Annotated in this window: 21 protein-coding genes, 1 tRNA gene and 1 pseudogene; 7 read left to right on the top strand and 16 right to left on the bottom strand. The window is 55.1% G+C overall.

Features of this window, described 5'->3' with window-relative positions; genetic code table 11:
• Nucleotides 1-31: 31 nt before the first annotated feature.
• On the top strand, nt 32-658 hold the full coding sequence (locus PFER_RS10510) for a GNAT family N-acetyltransferase (RefSeq protein WP_245612563.1): 627 nt from the start codon (nt 32-34) through the stop codon (nt 656-658).
• On the opposite strand, the gene PFER_RS10505 is transcribed toward PFER_RS10510, so the two are convergent.
• The gene (locus PFER_RS10505) at nt 655-1365 is read right to left on the bottom strand and encodes a hypothetical protein (protein ID WP_157255221.1); all 711 of its coding nucleotides are present in this window, start codon (nt 1363-1365) and stop codon (nt 655-657) included. The two genes, PFER_RS10510 and PFER_RS10505, sit on opposite strands and share 4 nt — an antisense overlap.
• A 55-nt stretch (nt 1366-1420) precedes the next feature.
• Here PFER_RS10505 and PFER_RS10495 point away from each other — a divergent pair, with 55 nt between their 5' ends.
• Nucleotides 1421-1915: a GNAT family N-acetyltransferase gene (locus tag PFER_RS10495; RefSeq protein ID WP_245612542.1), complete on the top strand. Its 495-nt coding sequence runs from the start codon at nt 1421-1423 to the stop codon at nt 1913-1915.
• A 53-nt stretch (nt 1916-1968) separates the two neighbouring features.
• Here PFER_RS10495 and PFER_RS10490 read toward each other — a convergent pair.
• Nucleotides 1969-2535, bottom strand: a pseudogene (locus PFER_RS10490) (class I SAM-dependent methyltransferase); the annotation flags it as partial.
• 117 nt (nt 2536-2652) lie between these two features.
• On the opposite strand from PFER_RS10490, the gene PFER_RS10485 reads away from it, so the two are divergent.
• On the top strand, nt 2653-3816 hold the full coding sequence (locus PFER_RS10485; protein WP_048152017.1) for an MFS transporter: 1164 nt from the start codon (nt 2653-2655) through the stop codon (nt 3814-3816).
• On the opposite strand, the gene PFER_RS10480 is transcribed toward PFER_RS10485, so the two are convergent.
• From PFER_RS10480 to PFER_RS10470, 3 genes are all read right to left on the bottom strand, one after another.
• Entirely contained in the window at nt 3813-4376 is a 564-nt protein-coding gene (locus PFER_RS10480) for a nitroreductase family protein (RefSeq protein WP_048152014.1), read from the bottom strand. The two genes, PFER_RS10485 and PFER_RS10480, sit on opposite strands and share 4 nt — an antisense overlap.
• 63 nt (nt 4377-4439) lie before the next feature.
• On the bottom strand, nt 4440-4808 hold the full coding sequence (locus PFER_RS10475; RefSeq protein WP_048152012.1) for a nucleotidyltransferase domain-containing protein: 369 nt from the start codon (nt 4806-4808) through the stop codon (nt 4440-4442).
• On the bottom strand, nt 4783-5196 hold the full coding sequence (locus PFER_RS10470) for a HEPN domain-containing protein (RefSeq protein ID WP_084593961.1): 414 nt from the start codon (nt 5194-5196) through the stop codon (nt 4783-4785). Before PFER_RS10470 ends, PFER_RS10475 begins: the two co-directional genes overlap by 26 nt.
• Nucleotides 5197-5247: 51 nt before the next feature.
• On the opposite strand from PFER_RS10470, the gene PFER_RS10465 reads away from it, so the two are divergent.
• Complete coding sequence (locus PFER_RS10465) at nt 5248-5706, top strand: Mut7-C RNAse domain-containing protein (protein ID WP_048152010.1); 459 nt, start codon at nt 5248-5250, stop codon at nt 5704-5706.
• Nucleotides 5707-5708: 2 nt separating this feature from the next.
• On the opposite strand, the gene PFER_RS10460 is transcribed toward PFER_RS10465, so the two are convergent.
• From PFER_RS10460 to PFER_RS12230, 7 genes are all read right to left on the bottom strand, one after another.
• The gene (locus tag PFER_RS10460; RefSeq protein WP_048152007.1) at nt 5709-7025 is read right to left on the bottom strand and encodes a DUF2341 domain-containing protein; all 1317 of its coding nucleotides are present in this window, start codon (nt 7023-7025) and stop codon (nt 5709-5711) included.
• Nucleotides 7026-7184: 159 nt separating this feature from the next.
• Entirely contained in the window at nt 7185-8195 is a 1011-nt protein-coding gene (locus PFER_RS10455) for an ABC transporter ATP-binding protein (RefSeq protein WP_048152005.1), read from the bottom strand.
• The gene (locus tag PFER_RS10450) at nt 8188-9147 is read right to left on the bottom strand and encodes an ABC transporter ATP-binding protein (protein WP_048152003.1); all 960 of its coding nucleotides are present in this window, start codon (nt 9145-9147) and stop codon (nt 8188-8190) included. Before PFER_RS10450 ends, PFER_RS10455 begins: the two co-directional genes overlap by 8 nt.
• Nucleotides 9148-9152: 5 nt before the next feature.
• Nucleotides 9153-10001, bottom strand: coding sequence for an ABC transporter permease (locus tag PFER_RS10445; protein WP_048152000.1), 849 nt, complete (start codon nt 9999-10001; stop codon nt 9153-9155).
• Between the two features lie 10 nt (nt 10002-10011).
• Nucleotides 10012-11031 (bottom strand): ABC transporter permease, encoded by a 1020-nt coding sequence (locus tag PFER_RS10440; protein WP_048151997.1) that lies wholly within the window; start codon nt 11029-11031, stop codon nt 10012-10014.
• Between the two features lie 46 nt (nt 11032-11077).
• On the bottom strand, nt 11078-12655 hold the full coding sequence (locus PFER_RS10435) for an ABC transporter substrate-binding protein (RefSeq protein ID WP_048151995.1): 1578 nt from the start codon (nt 12653-12655) through the stop codon (nt 11078-11080).
• Between the two features lie 5 nt (nt 12656-12660).
• A complete protein-coding gene (locus PFER_RS12230) occupies nt 12661-12864 on the bottom strand; it encodes a hypothetical protein (RefSeq protein WP_157255216.1) in 204 nt (67 codons plus the stop codon).
• An 82-nt stretch (nt 12865-12946) separates the two neighbouring features.
• Here PFER_RS12230 and PFER_RS10430 point away from each other — a divergent pair, with 82 nt between their 5' ends.
• Entirely contained in the window at nt 12947-13648 is a 702-nt protein-coding gene (locus PFER_RS10430) for a 6-hydroxymethylpterin diphosphokinase MptE-like protein (protein WP_048151991.1), read from the top strand.
• Here PFER_RS10430 and PFER_RS12565 read toward each other — a convergent pair.
• The gene (locus PFER_RS12565; protein ID WP_170218369.1) at nt 13639-14379 is read right to left on the bottom strand and encodes a sodium-dependent transporter; all 741 of its coding nucleotides are present in this window, start codon (nt 14377-14379) and stop codon (nt 13639-13641) included. The two genes, PFER_RS10430 and PFER_RS12565, sit on opposite strands and share 10 nt — an antisense overlap.
• A complete protein-coding gene (locus tag PFER_RS12560) occupies nt 14303-14950 on the bottom strand; it encodes a sodium-dependent transporter (RefSeq protein ID WP_157255211.1) in 648 nt (215 codons plus the stop codon). Before PFER_RS12560 ends, PFER_RS12565 begins: the two co-directional genes overlap by 77 nt.
• Before the next feature lie 260 nt (nt 14951-15210).
• Here PFER_RS12560 and PFER_RS10415 point away from each other — a divergent pair, with 260 nt between their 5' ends.
• Nucleotides 15211-15549 (top strand): hypothetical protein, encoded by a 339-nt coding sequence (locus PFER_RS10415; protein ID WP_048151983.1) that lies wholly within the window; start codon nt 15211-15213, stop codon nt 15547-15549.
• Here the strand turns inward: PFER_RS10415 and PFER_RS10410 are convergent.
• The gene (locus tag PFER_RS10410; protein WP_048151980.1) at nt 15546-16376 is read right to left on the bottom strand and encodes a hypothetical protein; all 831 of its coding nucleotides are present in this window, start codon (nt 16374-16376) and stop codon (nt 15546-15548) included. The genes PFER_RS10415 and PFER_RS10410 overlap by 4 nt on opposite strands.
• 68 nt (nt 16377-16444) lie before the next feature.
• Here PFER_RS10410 and PFER_RS10405 point away from each other — a divergent pair, with 68 nt between their 5' ends.
• Complete coding sequence (locus tag PFER_RS10405) at nt 16445-16672, top strand: LSm family protein (RefSeq protein ID WP_048151979.1); 228 nt, start codon at nt 16445-16447, stop codon at nt 16670-16672.
• 22 nt (nt 16673-16694) lie between these two features.
• On the opposite strand, the gene PFER_RS10400 is transcribed toward PFER_RS10405, so the two are convergent.
• Nucleotides 16695-16781: transfer RNA gene (locus PFER_RS10400), tRNA-Ser, on the bottom strand.
• Nucleotides 16782-16937 lie beyond the last annotated feature (156 nt).

Raw genomic sequence — 16937 nt, 5'->3', positions numbered from 1 at the left:
GCATTTCCCTGTTTTTGTAAGGGTGGTGGAAATGGACGTCATCCGTTTGCACGAAGGGCGTTTGGAGGATTTCCAAAATCTCTACGTCGAGTTCTTCAAAGAACTGAGGGACAAGCAGGGCTGGAGGACGAGTTATGAGGAATCGTACAGAAAGGAAGCGGAGGGCTACTTCAGGAGAGATGATATAATATTCCTCGTCCTTGAAGATGGAAGAGCAGCAGGATTCATCCGGCTTTCAAATAGAGAAGGCTGCTTCTGGGTCGAGGAAATATACGTAAAACCTGAGTTCCGGGGGAGAGGTCTTGGAAGAGCGCTCGTGGAAAAGGCCGAAAAGGAGGTTCTCAAGCACGACACCTCCCTCTACCCCCTCGTCCTCCCTCAGGACAGGGACGCGATAGGGTTCTGGAAGAGGCTTGGCTACGACACTATAAACACCCTTGAGCTCGTGAAAGACCTCAAATCCGTGGGAAGGGAGGAGTTCTACACGGTCGAGCTCCTCGTGAGCGCTTCAGAATCTTCAAGTGGAAGGGCGAGAAGCTCAGCGAAGAAGAAAGGCGCTTCGTGGGACTGCTTGAGGAGTTTTACCGGCAGGGCGGGAGCAAGGAGGAGTTCCTTAAGCTGGTTAACCGTGTCCTTGAAGGATGGATGGAGTAGTTAACGCAGTTTCAAGAACATTCCGGTAAGGAAAAACGCTGAGACCAGGAAGCGAGCGACAATATAGGCTTCAAAAGCCGAAACTCCCAAGGGAGCCAAGAGACACCACCAGAGGGGCACCTCCGAGAGGAGATACACAATGAGGAGCGCAGAGGGTTCCCTGTGGACGGAATACGAGTAGGTAAGGGCCGCGCCAAAGAAGATTATGTCCTCCACGCTCCAGAAGCCCGTTATCAGAGGCTGGTTGTAGTTGAGGGAGAAGACAATGGTGGCCCCGACTACGCCGGCAAGTCTCCCACGCCCGCTAAAAAGCTCATAGGGAGCTACATCGTAGAAGTACACCATTATCAGGCCGCTCAGAGCCCAGAAGGCGAGGGAGTACGGCACGAGAATGGGACTCCATTCCTCCACGAAACCCGGCTTCGCGGCATCCATGAACTTGGCCGGACCAAGGTACAGAATTCCGATGATAGAGATGGCATACAGGGGGAACATGAGGGCAAGGGCATGGGGAATGCCATCCCCACTGGACTTCAGGCCGGGCAACTTGATATGGAATGCCCTTGAAACTAGGTACGAAGCGAGAAGCGCGGTAGAGATGCCCGCAAGCCTCCCGCTGAGCGTTGAGAGAACACTGCATTTCACAAGAAGTTCGGAGATGGCGTACATAGACACAGTGATGAGGGTAGAGTAGCCGATAGCCTTTTTCATCTTCGCCCCCAATTTCAAGTTGCAAACAAAGTTTAAATATCACCCGGCACGATCCGTGCCCGATGCGCTGGAGGAGAAGTTGATGACCGTCAAACTCCTCGAAACCGATGAAGAGAGACTGGCATGCATGGAGATAGCGAAAGGCCTTCCCGAATGGTTCAACGAAGCGGGCCTTAGGGCCATCGAGCGCGACCTAGTGAGAGAGGAGACCTACTTGGCGGCAGAAAACGGAAACGTTCTGGGCTTCATAACAATAAAACCGATTAACGACAATGCCATGGAAATCCTCTGGATGGCAGTAAGGAGGGAACACCAAAGAAAGGGCATCGGCTCCGCCCTGCTGAAGTTCGCCGAGAGCCTGGCCAGGGAGCGAGGCTTTGAAGTCCTCGTCGTCAAGACTTCTGGCGATTTCTCCTACCGGCCCTACGATGAGACGAGGCGTTTCTACGAGAAGAAAGGCTTCGTGAGGGTAGCTCTGATAGACCCCTACCCCGAGTGGGGCGAGGAGGCGCTGATTTATGTGAAGTGCCTGACCTCTTCCCCGCTCTGAAAGGCGAGGCTTTCAAAAGAAAAAGCACCACCTTCCTTTTTGAAAAGTCTCCGTTAGGATCTCTTTTCCGCCGATATTATCCGGACGTACCTGTTCACCCTCTCAGCCCTCCACTTAACTTCCAGCCTTTCAAAAATCGCCCCCAAGTGGTCGAGGGTCGCGAAGTACTCGTCGAGGATATCCTCCAGTATGCCGTCCTCCTCACCTATGCGCCTTTTCTCGTCCTTCGACTCGAACATGACGTCGGCTATGATTAGGATACCTCCCGGTCTCAGCACGCGGAGCATTTCCCTTATCGCTTCCTCCTTGTCATCATCCGAGACGTGGTGGAAGGCGTAGGTGCTCACCACTGTATCCGCGCTCCCCTCCGGAAGATGGATTTCGAGGAAGTGGCCGTCAATGGGCTCAAAGCCCCACTTCTCGCGGAAAACATTTCTCATCCCCTCCGAGGGCTCGACCCCGATGTATCGCTCACACCGGAGGAAGCGGAGGATGTTGCCCGTGCCACAGCCCACATCAACAACAACTCCTCTCGCCCTTCCCGCTACGAGCCGAAGGACTCTCCCATAATCGCGGTGTATCCAGTCGTCGCTCATAACGTCCTCGTCGTAGCTCTCCGCCCACGAGTCAAAGTCTCACTTTTCTTCCATCCATGGCACCACCGTTACTCTCCCCGAAAATTATTTAAAATTTTTTCACCCAAAGCACGACACTTTAAGCCTTCGGGAGGTGCCTTTATGCGCTGGAGCGAGATTCCAAGAGATGCCAAGGCCTACATGCTCTACCACACGCTCATAGCCCCGGGACTAATAACGTGGACGCTCTTCCCGCTCTACCTCCTGATGACGGGCTACTCCGTCCTCGAAGTCGGGGCCTTCTTCACGGTAGTCAACATCGTCTCGATCCCGCTCACCTACCTCTTCGGCAGGCTCTTCAACCGATGGGACATCAAAAAGGGCCTCATAGCGATAGACATCCTCGATGGAATAGCCTACGTCATGTACGGCCTCGCTAAAGGAACAATAGCGCCGCTGATGCTCTTTGGGGGGAAAGTGATTGACAAGCTCTCCACGCTTCTCTATCCACTGTACCAGGCCTACGAACAGATAATCTACCCGGAAGACAAGTACGAGGAGATATTCGCCTGGCACCTCCGCCTGCCCGAGATAGCGACCTTGGTGAGCTTTCCGATAATGGGCTATCTCCTCGGATATGTGTACAACAAGCCGGAGCACTACCGCATGACCTTCCTCTTCTTCGGCCTCTTCTCGGTCGTTACTGTTACATACCTCTGGCTCTTCCTCCCGAGCGTCGGGAAGGAGGAGAGGATAAGCCCGGAAGGGTTCACGTTCAAAGCGGGTGAGTTCAAGCGTCTCATCGCGTTTGAAACCCTCTTAACCCTCGCCTGGGCGCTGGCACCGGAGTTCATCCTCATAAACTACGTCGTGTTCGTACTGAAAAAGACGGTCTTCGAGATAACGCTGATAGCGGTTGCGAGCAGCCTTCTCAGAATAGCCGGCACCTACGCCAGCGAGAGGGTTCCGAAGGGAAAGGGCTTCCACGCAATAGCCCTTGGGATGTTTCTCAACGCCCTCTACGCCCTTGTGATGGCGCTCTCTCCATCCTTCTGGCTTGCCTTGGCGGTTTACGCCATCGGAGACTTCGGCAACGCGCTGTGGTTCCCATTCTATCGCTCGTGGCTCTTCAAGCTCATCCCGAAGGAGAAGACAACCGAGTTCCACGCGGCCATTTCAAGCTACCGGAAGGTTCTCGGCCTCGTAACGCCGGTCGCGGCCGGGGCCCTTGCGAGCGTCCATCCGACGCTGCCATATGGCGTGAGCCTTGCCTTCTTCGTCCTGGCCGGGGCGATGCTCCTGATGGTACAGAGAGGAGAAAGCTAAAACTCGTTGAAGCTCACCACATCCTCCAGCTTTTTTCTCTCGTACTTCGGTTTAGGGTCTGCGGGATAGCCAACGGGAAGTATCGTCTGGAGCTTCCACTCTTTTGGCACCCGGAGGAGCTCCTCGATGGGCTTTGGGTTTGGGGGTGTATACGTCACGGTTCCAAGGCCGAGTTCCTCAAGCGCAAGGAGAAGGTACCCAACGGCTATCCACGTGGAGTGGAGCCAGTATGGCGCTTTCGTGTGGCCGAAAACGAGGAGTAGGTAAGGAGCTTCGCTCAGGAAGGGCTTCTCTGGCTTAAAGCCCTTGGCGTTCAGCCAGGCCATGAGGTCTCCTTTGGTGTGGGAGTAGAACTTCTCCTCCTCCCTCTCGCAGGCTTCACGGATTTTGGCCTTCAGCCAGTCGTCGTCAACAACGACGAACTTCCAGGGCTGAGCGTTCATCCCGGAGGGGGCCTCCTTTGCCGCCTTTATGGCCTTCAGGATATCCTCTTTTGGGGGCCTATCCGGGAGAAACTTCCTCACGGTCTTCCTGCGCTTCGCGAGCTCAAGAACTTGCATGGCACCACCCTCCGAGTATTGGTCGGGCAGGATAAAAAGGTTCGGATTGATCCAACGTCCAAGCTATCCAACCTTCTCGAGTTTAACGTTTAAAAGCTCCCTGTACCGTCTGAATCCCTCATTATCAACGATGTGGAGCTCAAAGGGGTGATAATCGGGCAGGCCCGCGAGCTCCTCTATCCTCGCCTCAAGTTCGGCCCTCTTGCGGAGGCTTTTTGGGACTTTTTTAACCTTTATCAACAGGTCAACGTCGCTTCCGGCAGTGAACTTCCCGATCAGGACGCTTCCGAAGACGTAGAGCTCGCACTCACCAAAAACTGCCTCACAGGCCCTCTTTATCGCGGGGAGATAGCGCCCGTAGTTCTTTATCATGAGGTACCTCTTTCTACCGCGCTCGATCATTGCTTCAAGTGCCTTTTCTTTCGAACTCATCTGCAAGGCCCTCCACAAAGTCCATAACTTCCCCCACGAACTCAATAAGCTCCTCAGCGTCCTCGCGGTAGTAGCGCCTCGGCTCGTACCTCGTGCCCGTGTATGCATCCTCAAGCTCCCTGAGGAGGCTCCGGTGCGACCTTGTGAAGTCAGCAACCTTCTCTTCCGCTTCAAGGACTTTCCCAAGGGCCGCCAGAAGCTCCCTTACCGAGTGAGTCCTCAGCCTCAGGTCGGCGTATTTAATCAGCAGAGCTTTGAGATAAAACTGGAGCGCCTGCTCCGAGAGAAAAATTGCGGCGTCGTATTTTTCCTCTTCAAAAGCGGAGTTAGCGAGCTCCATGTAGTCATGGGAGCGTCTCATCAAGGTCTCGACTTCCTCGTAGTGCATCACACCACCGGAAACACTTTAATCCGGGAGGATTAATACCTTTCGATTGGGATGAGGTTCATAGCGGACATGATGCTTGGGAGATTAGCGCGGTGGTTGAGGCTCTACGGCTACGACACCCTCTACGGCGTGGAGGAGGACGACGAGATAATCAGGGTAGCCCTTGAAGAGGACAGGGTAATCCTAACAAGGGATTGCGGTCTCGCCGAGAGGGCGGAGAAGCTAGGGGGCAGGGTTATTCTTCTCGGCTCAAACGACCTCGAGGAACAGGTCGGGGAGCTCAAGAGAAGGGGTGTGACATTTAGGGAGCTCTTTCCCCCCAGTGCCCGCTGTCCCAAGTGCAATGGCCCAATAAGAAGGGTCTCAAAGGATTACGTCAAAGGCAAAGTTCCGGAGAGCGTCTACGAGCGGTACGACGAGTTCTACGTCTGCAAAAACTGCGGTCAAATCTACTGGCCCGGAAGGCAGTGGAGGGAGATGCTGAAAATAGATAAAAGGTTGAGGGCCTAACGCTACTCCATTGCCTCCTCCAGTATTCTTATGGCCTCCCTCATGTGAAGGTACGCCTTTCTGAGGTCGGGGAGGGTTAGTATGTTGCCCTGGAGGAGCTTCGTTTTGTCAATCCTTGTGAAATACTCCTTGGCCGTGTCGAACTCCATCTGGCTTTTCGCGAGTGTCTCGTTGTCCACGCCGTACTGGAGGGCATCGTCGTAGAGTGGGCCGTACTCCGTCTCCATTCTCGTGTAGCGCAGGTACCAGAAGAGGGACAGCATGCGGTACGTCTGGTAGGGGCTCTCCTCCTCTTCCTCCACCTTGATCATCTTACCCACCATCACGACGGGCTCAACGGCGACGTACTTTCTTACGAATATCCAGTCAACACGGGACATCTGCCACGTGGCTATACCCACCGCACCGCGCTGTATGGTTGTGTCGTTGACTTCCAGATGAGTTCCCGCGAGGGATCCCTCCAAAACGTCGAAGCTTAGGTGGGGGCCGTTGAGGGTTACCTTGAAGCGGTAGTCTATGTCCGTGTCAAGTTCTGTGTACCTGTTGGTGGTCTTAACGAGCACCGTCCAGTAGGGCTGGGGTATCCTCGGCCACAGTGCTATCTCGTATGCGTAGCCGTAGCCGCCTGCGTTGAAGAGGTATGTGTTGCTCGTACTCGTGTCGTACCTTCCAAGGACGGACGTGCCAACGTTGTAGCAGTAGGGGCACCTTGTGTTCAAGGGGGAGAACTTCATCTCTATTATGCCGTCTTCCATCACGAAGTCCTTGGTGTACACCGTGTCTATTGTGGAGGAGTAGTATCCTGTTGGACTGAGGGTTCCGTTCGTTACCGCCCACGTCCCGTAGAGAACGTCCCACTTGCCGGGGTCGAGTACGGCGGTTCCGTTTGCGTCAACGTAAATGAACTCGTCAAAGAACATGAAAACCTTGTCACCGTCGCTCTCGCTCGTGGCGCTCGGGTTTCCGTACTTGAGTTTTATGTTCGTTCCTGCAGCGGGAATGTCCAGTTTGACCCACACACGGGCCGTTTGGTTCCCCGCGTCCCATCTCTCAATCCAGTAGGGTAGGGGGTTGCCCGCACTATCTACCACCCTCAAATCGCTTCCGTCGGGCTTTGCGGCCGAGAAATCAATGTTACTACCGTTAAGGTCAATCATGACCTGGTAATCCGTTATATCTGCCCCGGAGGGGTTGGCTATGCCCACATCCGTTGAATAGCCCCCTGCGGGAGCTGCTTCCACGGGAGAAAGTCCGAGGGGAATGGGCATAATCGCGACGCTCATGACGAGCGCCAGAAAAAGGGAAATTGCTCTTCTCATTTTGTTTACCTCAACATATTATACGTTGTTATCGTATATAAACGCACGTCTTAAACGGAACAGAATGGCCCGGAATCACAAAAACAAGTAAAATATCACGCGGAACGTTAAAAATAAGCCTATTTCGTATTACAATCTAAAATAAAAGTTAAGAGAAGCCTAAACACTAGTGGGTTCTCTCCCCAGGGGGTGGTGGCAGGCCACGAAGTGGTTGTGGCTAACCTCCACGAGCCTGGGTTCCTCGCTCCTGCACTTCTCGTCCGCGAAGGGGCACCTCGGGTGGAAGCGACATCCCGGGGGCGGACTTACGGCGTTTGGCACTTCTCCCGTTATCTCTATTCGCTTCTCGTGCCTCCTGCGCTTGGCTATTGAGGGAACGGCCTGTATCAGTGCGAGCGTGTATGGATGAGCCGGATTCTTCAGCACTTCCTCCGTCGGGCCAATCTCCACTATCTTGCCGAGGTACATCACCGCTATTCTGTCCGCGATTAGCTTTCCAACGGCTATGTCGTGGGTTATGAAGAGCTGGCTCATGTTGTACTCCTTCCTGAAGGACTCAAGGAGTTCGAGGATTGATGCCCTCATGGAGACGTCTATCATCGAGACAGCCTCGTCAGCGACCACGAACTCGGGCTTGAGTATCATCGCCCTGGCTATAACGACGCGCTGCCTCTGGCCGCCGCTGAGATGGTGGGGATAGCGGTCGTAGAACTCGTCCTCGGGTGTTAGGCCAACGCGCTTGAGCATCTTGAGGGCGAGCTCCTTTGCCTCCTCCTTCTCTGCAAGGCCGTGTATGATGAGGGGGTGGGCTATTGCGTCACCTATCTTCATGCGCGGGCTCAGGCTGGCGTAGGGGTCCTGGAAGACCATCTGCATCCTCCGCCGGAACGGCCTCATCTCATCGTCGGTAAGCGTTGTTATGTCCGTCCCGTCGAATATTATCCTCCCGCCGGTGGGCTCTATGAGCCTCAGCACTACCCTTCCGGTAGTTGTCTTACCGCAGCCGCTCTCGCCTATGAGGGCGAGGGTTTCACCGCGCGTAACCTCAAAGCTCACCCCGTCAACGGCCTTGACGTACTTCTGGGGCGCCTTCTTGAGGGTCTCGATGATGCCCCTTTTCACAGGGAAGTACTTCCTGAGGTCTTCGACCCTGAGGAGAGGTTCACTCATTGGAAACACCCCCGTGGAGGTGGCACGCCACGAAATGGCCCTTCTCGTACTCAATGTACGGTGGCTCCATCTCGCGGCAGATTTCCATGGCGAAGAGGCACCTCGGGTGGAAGCGGCATCCGGCGGGTGGCTCCCTCAGATCGGGCGGATAACCGGGTATCGAGCGTATCTCTCCCCCCTCGCTCCACAGGTCGGGCACGCTCTCGAGGAGGGCCTTTGTGTAGGGGTGGAGCGGGTTCTCGATTATGGCATCTGTCGGGCCGAACTCCACCAGCTTCCCCGCGTACATCACAGCTATCTTGTCGCTGCGCTCCACGGCCAGGGAGATGTCGTGGGTGACGAAGAATATGCTCGTCCCCTCCGCCTTGAGCTCGTCTATCAAATCCATTATGGAGTCCTGAACTATGACATCAAGGGCCGTGGTGGGTTCATCCGCTATGAGGAGCTTGGGGTTGAAGGCCATGGCCATGGCGATGCTTATCCTCTGCCTCTGGCCACCGCTGAGCTGGTGGGGGTAGGCGTTGAGCCTGTCAGCAGGAAGGTTCACCTTTTCAAGCAGCTCCTTCGCGCGCTCGTACGCCTCCTCCTTTGAAACGCCGTGCTCCACGAGAACCTCCGCTATTTGATCCCCCACCTTCCTGAGCGGGTCGAGGCTCGTCATGGGGTCCTGAAAGACCATGCTTATCTCCTTGCCCCTTATGGCCTTCATCTCCTCCTTTCCGAGCTCGAGGAGGTTCCTGCCCTCAAAGATTATCTCCCCGCTCACTATCCTCCCCGGCGAAGGGACGACGTTGAGGATGGCGTGGGCCACGGTTGACTTTCCACTTCCGCTCTCCCCCACGAAGGTCACCCACTCCTTCTTTCCGATGCTGAAGTTTACACCCTCAACGGCCCTAACCCTGCCGGAGAGCGTGAAATAGTGAATGCTAAGGTTTCTGACGTCCAGCAACATTCCCATCACCTCGTTCCAAGGGATATCCTTTCGCTGAGGGCCTCACCTATGAGGGCAAAGCCCATGGCGAAGAGCATTATCATAATTCCCGGGAAGAATACGAGCCACCAGTAGCCGTCGAGAATGAAGGGCTGTCCAACACGGAGGTCGTAGCCCCAATCGGGAGTTGGCGGCGTAACCGAGAGCCCGAGGAAGCTAAGGCCGGCCTCCGTGAGTATTGCATCCGCAACGCTCAGTGTGAAGACTACGAGTATGGTGGGGGCGAGGTTCGGAAGGATGTACTTGAACATAATCTCCTTGTTCTTGGCTCCGAGCGCTCTCGCCGCCTCAACGAAGAGCTGGCCCTTGAGGCTCAGCGTCTGGCCGCGCACCATCCTGAAGTAGGTTGGAACGTAGACGAAGCTTATGGCTATGGCGGTGTTTATGGGACTCGGGCCCAACACCACGGCGATGACTATTGCCAGGATGAGGGCGGGGAAGGCGTAGATGCTGTCCATTATAACGCTCAGGGTTCTATCCGTTTTCCCGCCGTAGTAACCGGAGATGAGGCCGAGGGGGATTCCTATGCTCATCGAGAGGAGCGTGGCAACGATAACGACGTAGATAACGACCCTCGAGCCCCACACTATCCTCGAGAACACGTCCTGACCGAGCCTGTTGGTCCCCATGAGATGCGCCCCGCTCGGGGGTGCGAAGGACTCGTCTCCCGATTTCGTCGGGTCGTAGGGAGCTATGAGAGGTGCGAATATTGCCATTATCAGGACGGAAAGGACTATCACAAGGCCCGCGATGAGCATGCCCCTTCCGGGCCTTTTTTCAAAGAGGGGCTTTGAGATTTTTCTTATCAGCTCCATTTTAACCACCTCAGTACTTCACCCTCGGGTCGAGGAGCGCGTAGACCACGTCAACTATGAGGCTGATGAGGCCCACGAAGAAGGCGAAGAACACCACCGCTCCCTGTATGGCGTTGTAGTCGCGGTAGTCTATCCTGTCAACGATGAAAGTACCCATTCCCGGCCAGTTGAAGGTCGTCTCCGTCAGAACGGCCCCGCCGAGGAGTATGGCGAACTGGAGTCCCATGAGGGTCACGATGGGTATGAAGGCGTTCTTGAGGGCGTACCACGTTATCTTCCAGTCCCTCACACCCCTGGCCCTGTATGCCCTTATGAAGTCCTGACTGAGGACGTCCACCATGTTGTTCCTCACGAGCCTGGTGTAGGCACCGCTGAGCACGAGGCCGAGGGTGAAGCTCGGGAGTATTATGTGCTTGAGGGCATCAACGAGGGCAGTCCAGTTGGCGGTTAAGATGCTATCAAGGATGTAGAGTCCGGTTATCGAGTTGAGGTGCGCGCCGGGGCTTATTCTACCCGAGGTTGGGAGAAGGTGAAAGTGAACGCCGAAGAGGTACTGAAGCATTATTCCAAACCACGGTATGAAGAGCGTGTAGGCGATGATGCTGTAGAGCCTCATGGCACCGTCAACCTTGGTTCCCTTCTTAACTGCCCCGAGGACACCCGTGAGTATTCCGAGCAGGACGCTTATTGAAAAGCCAAATATCGTTAACTCAAGCGTCGCGGGGAAGCGGAGCTTCAGGTACTCGACGACGGGCTTCCCCATTGGAAAGGCGAGGGTAACACCGAAATCCCCGTGGAGCATCCTCCACAAATAGTCAAAATACTGGACGTAGAGGGGCTTGTCCAGCCCTGCCATGGCCCGAAGGTGTTCCAGCTGTTCGGGCGCGATGTTCTTGGTTCCCACAACGGCCAAAATCGGATCACCGGGAAGAATTCTGAGGAAGATGAAAACTATAGTGTAGAGAATCAAAACGGTCGGGATTATCATGAGCCCTCTTATTAACACGTACTGACCGACACCTCTTGCCATGCTACCACCCCACAGCAAACGGACAAATGGAAAGGAAAAAGAAAAGTCAGCCCTCTTTGTAGAGGGTGTAGTACTTGAATATCATGTCGGGCCCTATCTTGACGCCCTTAACGCCGGGCTGGGCCACGACGTAGAGTTTGCCCTGTATCAGCGGTATGTAGGGCACATCCTGGGCGAGTATGTCCTGGGCCTGTTCGTAGAGCTTTGCCCTCTCGTTCTGGTCAACGAGGCTCTGGGCCTTGCTTAGGATTTCGTCCATCGTTGGGTTCGCGTAGCCGGTTCCGGCCCAGCTGTTGGCGGTGCTCTTGAGGAACGGTGTGGTGTAGTCGTCCGGGTCAAGGTAGTCCGGGTACCAGCCGAGGAGGTAGACCTGCATCTCGCCCTTCCTCGCGTAGTCAACGTAGGTTCCCCATTCGGCGCTCTTTATGTCCACCTTTATGACGCCGGTCTTCTCCCACTGCTCCTTGAGAACCTGGGCAAGATCCGCTTCCGTGTCTCCATAGTGGGTTGGCGTGTACCACAGCTGTATCTGGAGCGGGTTGCCCTCGTCGTAGCCGGCCTCCTTGAGGAGGGCCTTGGCCTTGTCGAGGTTGGCATCGCCGTAAACCTCTTTGAAGACGTCCTTGTGGCTCCACATTCCGTTGGGTATGAGGGAGTAGAGCGGGTCAACCGTTCCCCTGAAGACCTTGTTTGAGATGTCCTGCCTGTCTATGGCCGCGGCGAGAGCCTGCCTGACCTTGACCTCCTTCGTTGGGTCCTTCTGAGTGTTGAGGCACACGTACCTTATGAATGCGCCGGGTATCTCTATGACCTGGAACTTGCCCTCGTTCTTGAGGCTCTCTATGTCCGTGGGCTTGAGCGTCCTCCATGCTATGTCAATCTCGCCGTTCTGGAGGGCGAGGCGCATTGTTGAGGCGTCGCGGTAGAACTTGATGACTATCCTCTTGGTCTTGGGCTTCTCACCGTAGTAGTTGTCGTTGACCTCGAGGACGAGCTCCTCATCGCGCACCCACTTCGCTATCTTGTACGGTCCGGCCCCACCCGCGGTCTGGTCGCTATCAACCTTGTCCGGGGCGTAGTTCGGGTGCACCGGGAAGTAGGGCGGCGTCGTGAGGAGTGAGAGGAAGTAGCTCGTGGGCTGTTTGAGGTAGAACACCACCGTGTAGTCATCGGGGGCCTCGACCTTATCCACGAAATCTGTCACGAGCCACGCGGGGTCGCCGTTGATGGTCATGACCCTCTCGATGCTCCTCTTGACGTCCTTCGCGGTCAGGGGAGTTCCATCGGCAAACTTGACGTCCTTCCTCAGGTGGAACGTCCAGACGGTTGAGTCATCGTTCACGTCCCAGCTCTCCGCTATGGCGGGCTTAATCTCAAGGGTTCCGGGCTCGTACTTGACGAGACCCTCCATTATGTTGTTCAGCACTTCCCAGGTGTAGAAGTCGTAGGCGTTCGAGGGGTCAATGTCCGTCACCTTATCGGTGACACCTATAACGAGTTGTTCCGCATAGGTTGTGCCCGACTGGGTTGACGTGGTTTCCCCACCACCACCGATGCATCCGCTGGCAAACACTGCAAAAACAAAAAGTCCAACCAAGAACAAAGAGGTACCACGCTTATTCATGGCGTTCACCAAGGTATATCTATGGCCACCGTTGCATTTAAACCTTTTGTGGTTAACTTTTCGTCAAAGGGACGAATTCTGGAAAAAAGTTTACATAGATGTAAAACACGAAGAAATCCTTCGAAGTAGGAACCATCCTCGAAAAAAGTACGGGTATGGTGGATGCCACCTGAGGGTTTTTCATTTTCTCCTTGGTGTTCTTCTCCCACGAATCCATCCCGGGTGATGCTTTCGAAGGTTCCGGAACAGGGAAAAGATAGTGTTTTATACCCCTCCCTCAGAGGCGATACCATGGACTGGAGTGAATGGAAGCCCTTCTACCTTCGCATCGTCCGCGAGATGGGCTATTCGATAGAGGAGGACAGAAAAGCCGCGGAAGTCCTGAGGGCGCTCCTCCTCGAAGGGGACGAGTACCTGACGAGGGAGGAGCTGGGGGCGGTGCTTGAAAAGAGGGCCTACGTCTTTGGAGCCGGCCCGAGCCTCGAGGATGCCCTCAGGGGAGGGGACTTCTCCGACGGAACGGTTATAGCGGCAGATGGGACGACTTCGGCCCTGCTTGACCAGGGCATCGTTCCGGATATAATAGTGAGCGACCTCGATGGAAGAATCCCCGACCTCAAAATAGCCAATGACAAAGGCTCTTTTATGGTGGTTCACGCACACGGCGACAACGTTGAGAAGCTCACCGCCTACGTGCCCCTATTTTCCAGAGTTCTCGGCACAACCCAGACGGAGCCTCTCGACGTAGTTTACAACTTCGGGGGCTTCACGGACGGAGACAGGGCGGCTTTTCTTGCGGAGGAGCTTGGGGCGAGGGAAATAGTCCTGATCGGCTTCGATTTTGGCGAGGTCGTGGGGAGGTGGAGCAAGCCCAACCTAAGGGAGCACTCGCCCGTCTGGGAGAGCAAGAGGAAGAAGTTCGCCTTCGCGAGGGAGCTCCTCGGATGGCTGGAAAAGAATGGAAGGGCGAAGGTGGTGTGGCTTCAGCGGTAGCGACTTGGTATCCTCAGCCCCATCTCCACGCGCTCCTTCACGCGGGATGTGAGCGACATCGCAAGCAGCACGCCCATCGCGAGGAGGAGCAGCGGGAGGTATCTCCCCGAGATGAAGAGGTTGTAAACAGCAAACACTCCAAGTACCGCGAGGGACAGAGCCCCAAGAAGCGCCCAGGCCCTGAGATAGGGCGGGATGTAGTTTTTGCCGGTCAGTGCCGCCCACGCGGATACGACTCCCCCAATGAGGGCGAAGGTTGCCACCGTGGAGTCGAGGAGGCCCACAGTATCAAACCCCCGCTCCATCCCAAGGACAGCAAAGACCCCCACAAAAAACGCACCCAGCATCGTCTTAACCACCGCATCGCTTCTCTTGACCCATGAAACCTCGGAGTAAATCCTTGCCACGGTCTCTCCGAGGGGTATCATGCTTGTGATGGCCGCCAAAAAGAGCGCAAAAGCAAAGAGGTAGCGGAGGACCGTTCCGTGAGGGATTTCCCCCAGGGTCTCGGGGAGGACGGTGAAGAGTATGCTGTCCCCGTCCATAGCGGCCGGGGAGTTCAGCCCAATAACCGCACCCGTAAGGAACGTACCAAGAAAAGATGCGAGGGTATCCACGAGGGCACCGCCGAGGGCCAGCAGAGGCGTGGGAACGTCATCCGGCAGGTACGAACCCATGACGAGGAAAAATCCAAGACCAACGCCGAGAGAATACACCGCCTGCTCCGCCATGTCCTTCACCATAATGGGGGGTAATCCCCCTCCATACCAGCAGACTCTCGACGACGTAGGCCGGGACGGACGTTTTGGAGGTGGAGTTGATGATGAATAACAGCGCCGATATCGAGAGGAAGAGTGCCACGAGCGAAAAAACCATCGTGTCGAACGTCCTCTCGCGCCCCTGAAGAAGTATGAGTACCATTACCAGAATGAAGACGAGGAGCGAGACCATGCTCCACACGGGGGAATCGTAGGCCCCGCGGACGAAAGTGCTCGTCACGGTCCAGCCGCCCAAGATAGAGTAGTAGCCTATGAAGAGCAGGTCAAAGAGGAGGAAGAGAACCCCAAAGGCGGGTTTTCCATGCTCCCGCAAATAGTACTCGACGACCTCGTAGCGGCGCTTTTTCGTGCTCTCCATGGCCGTACTAACGATACCCACCATGAGAAAAACCGCCACAAGGTAGAGGAGGATTCCGCCCAGGCCGTACTTCATGGCGAGAACTGGAAAGCGCCACACGTTCCCGAGACCCACCATGTACGCTCCTATCACGAGAGATAGGTACCAGAGCTTCATTCTCTCCATGAAGGGCACACTCCACCAGTTGCGAGAATTTTTCTAATAACCAAAGGGCGCACTCATGGTTTTTATACCTTTGCGTTATCCGTCGTGGGAGAATCTCCCGAGGGTTGTTACAACTCATGTAACGTCTGGTTGGATGTGAAAGAAATGGTGCATCAAATATGTGCACAATTTGTCCTTTATCTCCCGAACATGTTCTACTTTCCACGATAAAACTGCGAAAAGTTTATGTGTTGTAAGGACTGACAATCGGAGGTGATAGCATGGCGGATGTGGAGACGGCGAAGCTCCTCATAAAGGTGGGGGCAATACTAAGCGTTATCGTGCCCCTCTTCATAGGGGTGCTCCTGCTGATGACGATAATAGGCATAATAATTGGCCTTCCACTCGTGGTGCTGGGGATATGGATATACCGCAGGATGGAGGATGCCATTGCTCTCGTGGATGAGGGACGTTATAAAGATGCGAGGGATACGCTCCTGATTCCTTCAATCCTCGCCCTCATCCTCACGAGCCGCATCGGCGGCGCTCTGATGCTCATTGGCCTTGTACTCCTCCCGTCAGAAAACGAGGTAAAAGAGGGAGAAGTGAGGGTTTATTAAAGCTCCCTCACCAACCTGAGCTTTCCGGCCTTTATGTCGATGTATCCTTCCTTTTCCAGCCTTTTAAGAACTTCCTCAAGGGCCCTGGCGTTGTAGTTGACCACCATGACCCCCTTCTCGGTGTTTATCTCTATTGGCGCGGAGCCCACGAAGCTCCTTACAAGGGCCTCCACCGGAAGCTTCTCGTGGTTCCTGACGCTCTCCGTGATTTCTTTGGCGATCAGGCCCGTTGAGAGGAGAGCAAAGTAAGCGTCCAAGACGTTCCTCTCATCGAAGTACTTGGCGGCTATTGCCAGTGCCGCGTTTATTTTGCCAACCTCGAGCTCCCTTATCTCAACCACGTACTGGGGCAGGAGGTCGGTGAAGGCGAACTGCTTCGCCACCCTCTCGATGGACTCGGGGTTCGGAATCACCTCGTAGGGTATCTTGAACTGGAATTTAAGGGAGGTTACATCAACGCCCTCCTTGAGCTTTATCGTGCCGTCATCGCTTATCTCCACGGCGTCGTTCCTCATCAGCTGCTCCACTATCTCGGCCATCCAGTAGCCCTCCTGGAGGAGGGCCTCGATGCTCTCCCCCTCCTTGAGGTGTCCCGCCGCGTGCACCACGCTCTCCTTGAAGCTCTCATACCCCTGTATGAGAACCTCCCTCGCGTCCTCCGTGAGCGTGTCTATTATCGCCCTTATCTCCTCGAGGGTCCCCTCAATGACGTAGCCTATGAACGTCTCGTACCCGAGCTCCTCCCTGAGGGAGTAGCGTATGCCCGAAGCCCTGAGCTCCTCAAGGAACTTTCTCTTGGTCTCTTCATCCTTTATCACGAATCTCATTTTTTCACCCATGTCCCTCTTAGGAAAAGCATTTATAGACTTTGGGTTTATCCGGATAGGGTGAGAGAATGGGAGAGGCGGCAGAGGAAGGACCGTACCTGCTTGAAGAGACGCTGAAATCCTGGCTCAACAGGAACGTGGTGGTGGCCATAGGGGCGGAGCACCTCTTCACGGGCACGCTTAAGGACTTTGACGAGGAGGTCATCCTGCTCGAGAACGTTAGGGATTTCACGGGCAACAGGGGGAACGCCCTGCTGATTAAAATAAGTGACATAAACTGGGTAATGCTCGTTTAAAAAAGAGAAGGGCTCGGCGTTGTGGCGCCGGGGCAGGGATTTGAACCCTGGCGGGCGAACGCCCAGTGGATCTCGAGTCCACCGCCTTCCCTGGCTAGGCTACCCCGGCGCTCAGTTGCATTCTTAAGGCTCGAGTTTATAGCTTTTTTGGTGAACGCTCTCCCACGTGGTAGCCGTGGTTACCCTCGGAACCGGCCGAAAGAGTGTTCCTGCATTCCCCTCTCTTTGCCCCATCACATTATAAAACCATATCCAAAAAATATTC

This window comes from Palaeococcus ferrophilus DSM 13482 (assembly GCF_000966265.1).
GTDB lineage: Archaea > Methanobacteriota_B > Thermococci > Thermococcales > Thermococcaceae > Palaeococcus > Palaeococcus ferrophilus.
Note: the sequence above shows the minus strand (reverse complement) of the source record. Positions and strands in the feature narration are given on the sequence as shown.

Bases quoted from the DNA above. Each gene is read 5' to 3' on its own strand.
- PFER_RS10510 (WP_245612563.1), top strand. From the start codon at position 32: ATGGACGTCATCCGTTTGCACGAAGGGCGTTTGGAGGATTTCCAAAAT.
- PFER_RS10505 (WP_157255221.1), bottom strand. From the start codon at position 1,365: ATGAAAAAGGCTATCGGCTACTCTACCCTCATCACTGTGTCTATGTAC.
- PFER_RS10485 (WP_048152017.1), top strand. From the start codon at position 2,653: ATGCGCTGGAGCGAGATTCCAAGAGATGCCAAGGCCTACATGCTCTAC.
- PFER_RS10480 (WP_048152014.1), bottom strand. From the start codon at position 4,376: ATGCAAGTTCTTGAGCTCGCGAAGCGCAGGAAGACCGTGAGGAAGTTT.
- PFER_RS10475 (WP_048152012.1), bottom strand. From the start codon at position 4,808: ATGAGTTCGAAAGAAAAGGCACTTGAAGCAATGATCGAGCGCGGTAGA.
- PFER_RS10470 (WP_084593961.1), bottom strand. From the start codon at position 5,196: ATGCACTACGAGGAAGTCGAGACCTTGATGAGACGCTCCCATGACTAC.
- PFER_RS10465 (WP_048152010.1), top strand. From the start codon at position 5,248: ATGAGGTTCATAGCGGACATGATGCTTGGGAGATTAGCGCGGTGGTTG.
- PFER_RS10460 (WP_048152007.1), bottom strand. From the start codon at position 7,025: ATGAGAAGAGCAATTTCCCTTTTTCTGGCGCTCGTCATGAGCGTCGCG.
- PFER_RS10455 (WP_048152005.1), bottom strand. From the start codon at position 8,195: ATGAGTGAACCTCTCCTCAGGGTCGAAGACCTCAGGAAGTACTTCCCT.
- PFER_RS10450 (WP_048152003.1), bottom strand. From the start codon at position 9,147: ATGTTGCTGGACGTCAGAAACCTTAGCATTCACTATTTCACGCTCTCC.
- PFER_RS10445 (WP_048152000.1), bottom strand. From the start codon at position 10,001: ATGGAGCTGATAAGAAAAATCTCAAAGCCCCTCTTTGAAAAAAGGCCC.
- PFER_RS10440 (WP_048151997.1), bottom strand. From the start codon at position 11,031: ATGGCAAGAGGTGTCGGTCAGTACGTGTTAATAAGAGGGCTCATGATA.
- PFER_RS10435 (WP_048151995.1), bottom strand. From the start codon at position 12,655: ATGAATAAGCGTGGTACCTCTTTGTTCTTGGTTGGACTTTTTGTTTTT.
- PFER_RS10430 (WP_048151991.1), top strand. From the start codon at position 12,947: ATGGACTGGAGTGAATGGAAGCCCTTCTACCTTCGCATCGTCCGCGAG.
- PFER_RS12565 (WP_170218369.1), bottom strand. From the start codon at position 14,379: ATGGCGGAGCAGGCGGTGTATTCTCTCGGCGTTGGTCTTGGATTTTTC.
- PFER_RS12560 (WP_157255211.1), bottom strand. From the start codon at position 14,950: ATGGAGAGAATGAAGCTCTGGTACCTATCTCTCGTGATAGGAGCGTAC.
- PFER_RS10415 (WP_048151983.1), top strand. From the start codon at position 15,211: ATGGCGGATGTGGAGACGGCGAAGCTCCTCATAAAGGTGGGGGCAATA.
- PFER_RS10410 (WP_048151980.1), bottom strand. From the start codon at position 16,376: ATGAGATTCGTGATAAAGGATGAAGAGACCAAGAGAAAGTTCCTTGAG.
- PFER_RS10405 (WP_048151979.1), top strand. From the start codon at position 16,445: ATGGGAGAGGCGGCAGAGGAAGGACCGTACCTGCTTGAAGAGACGCTG.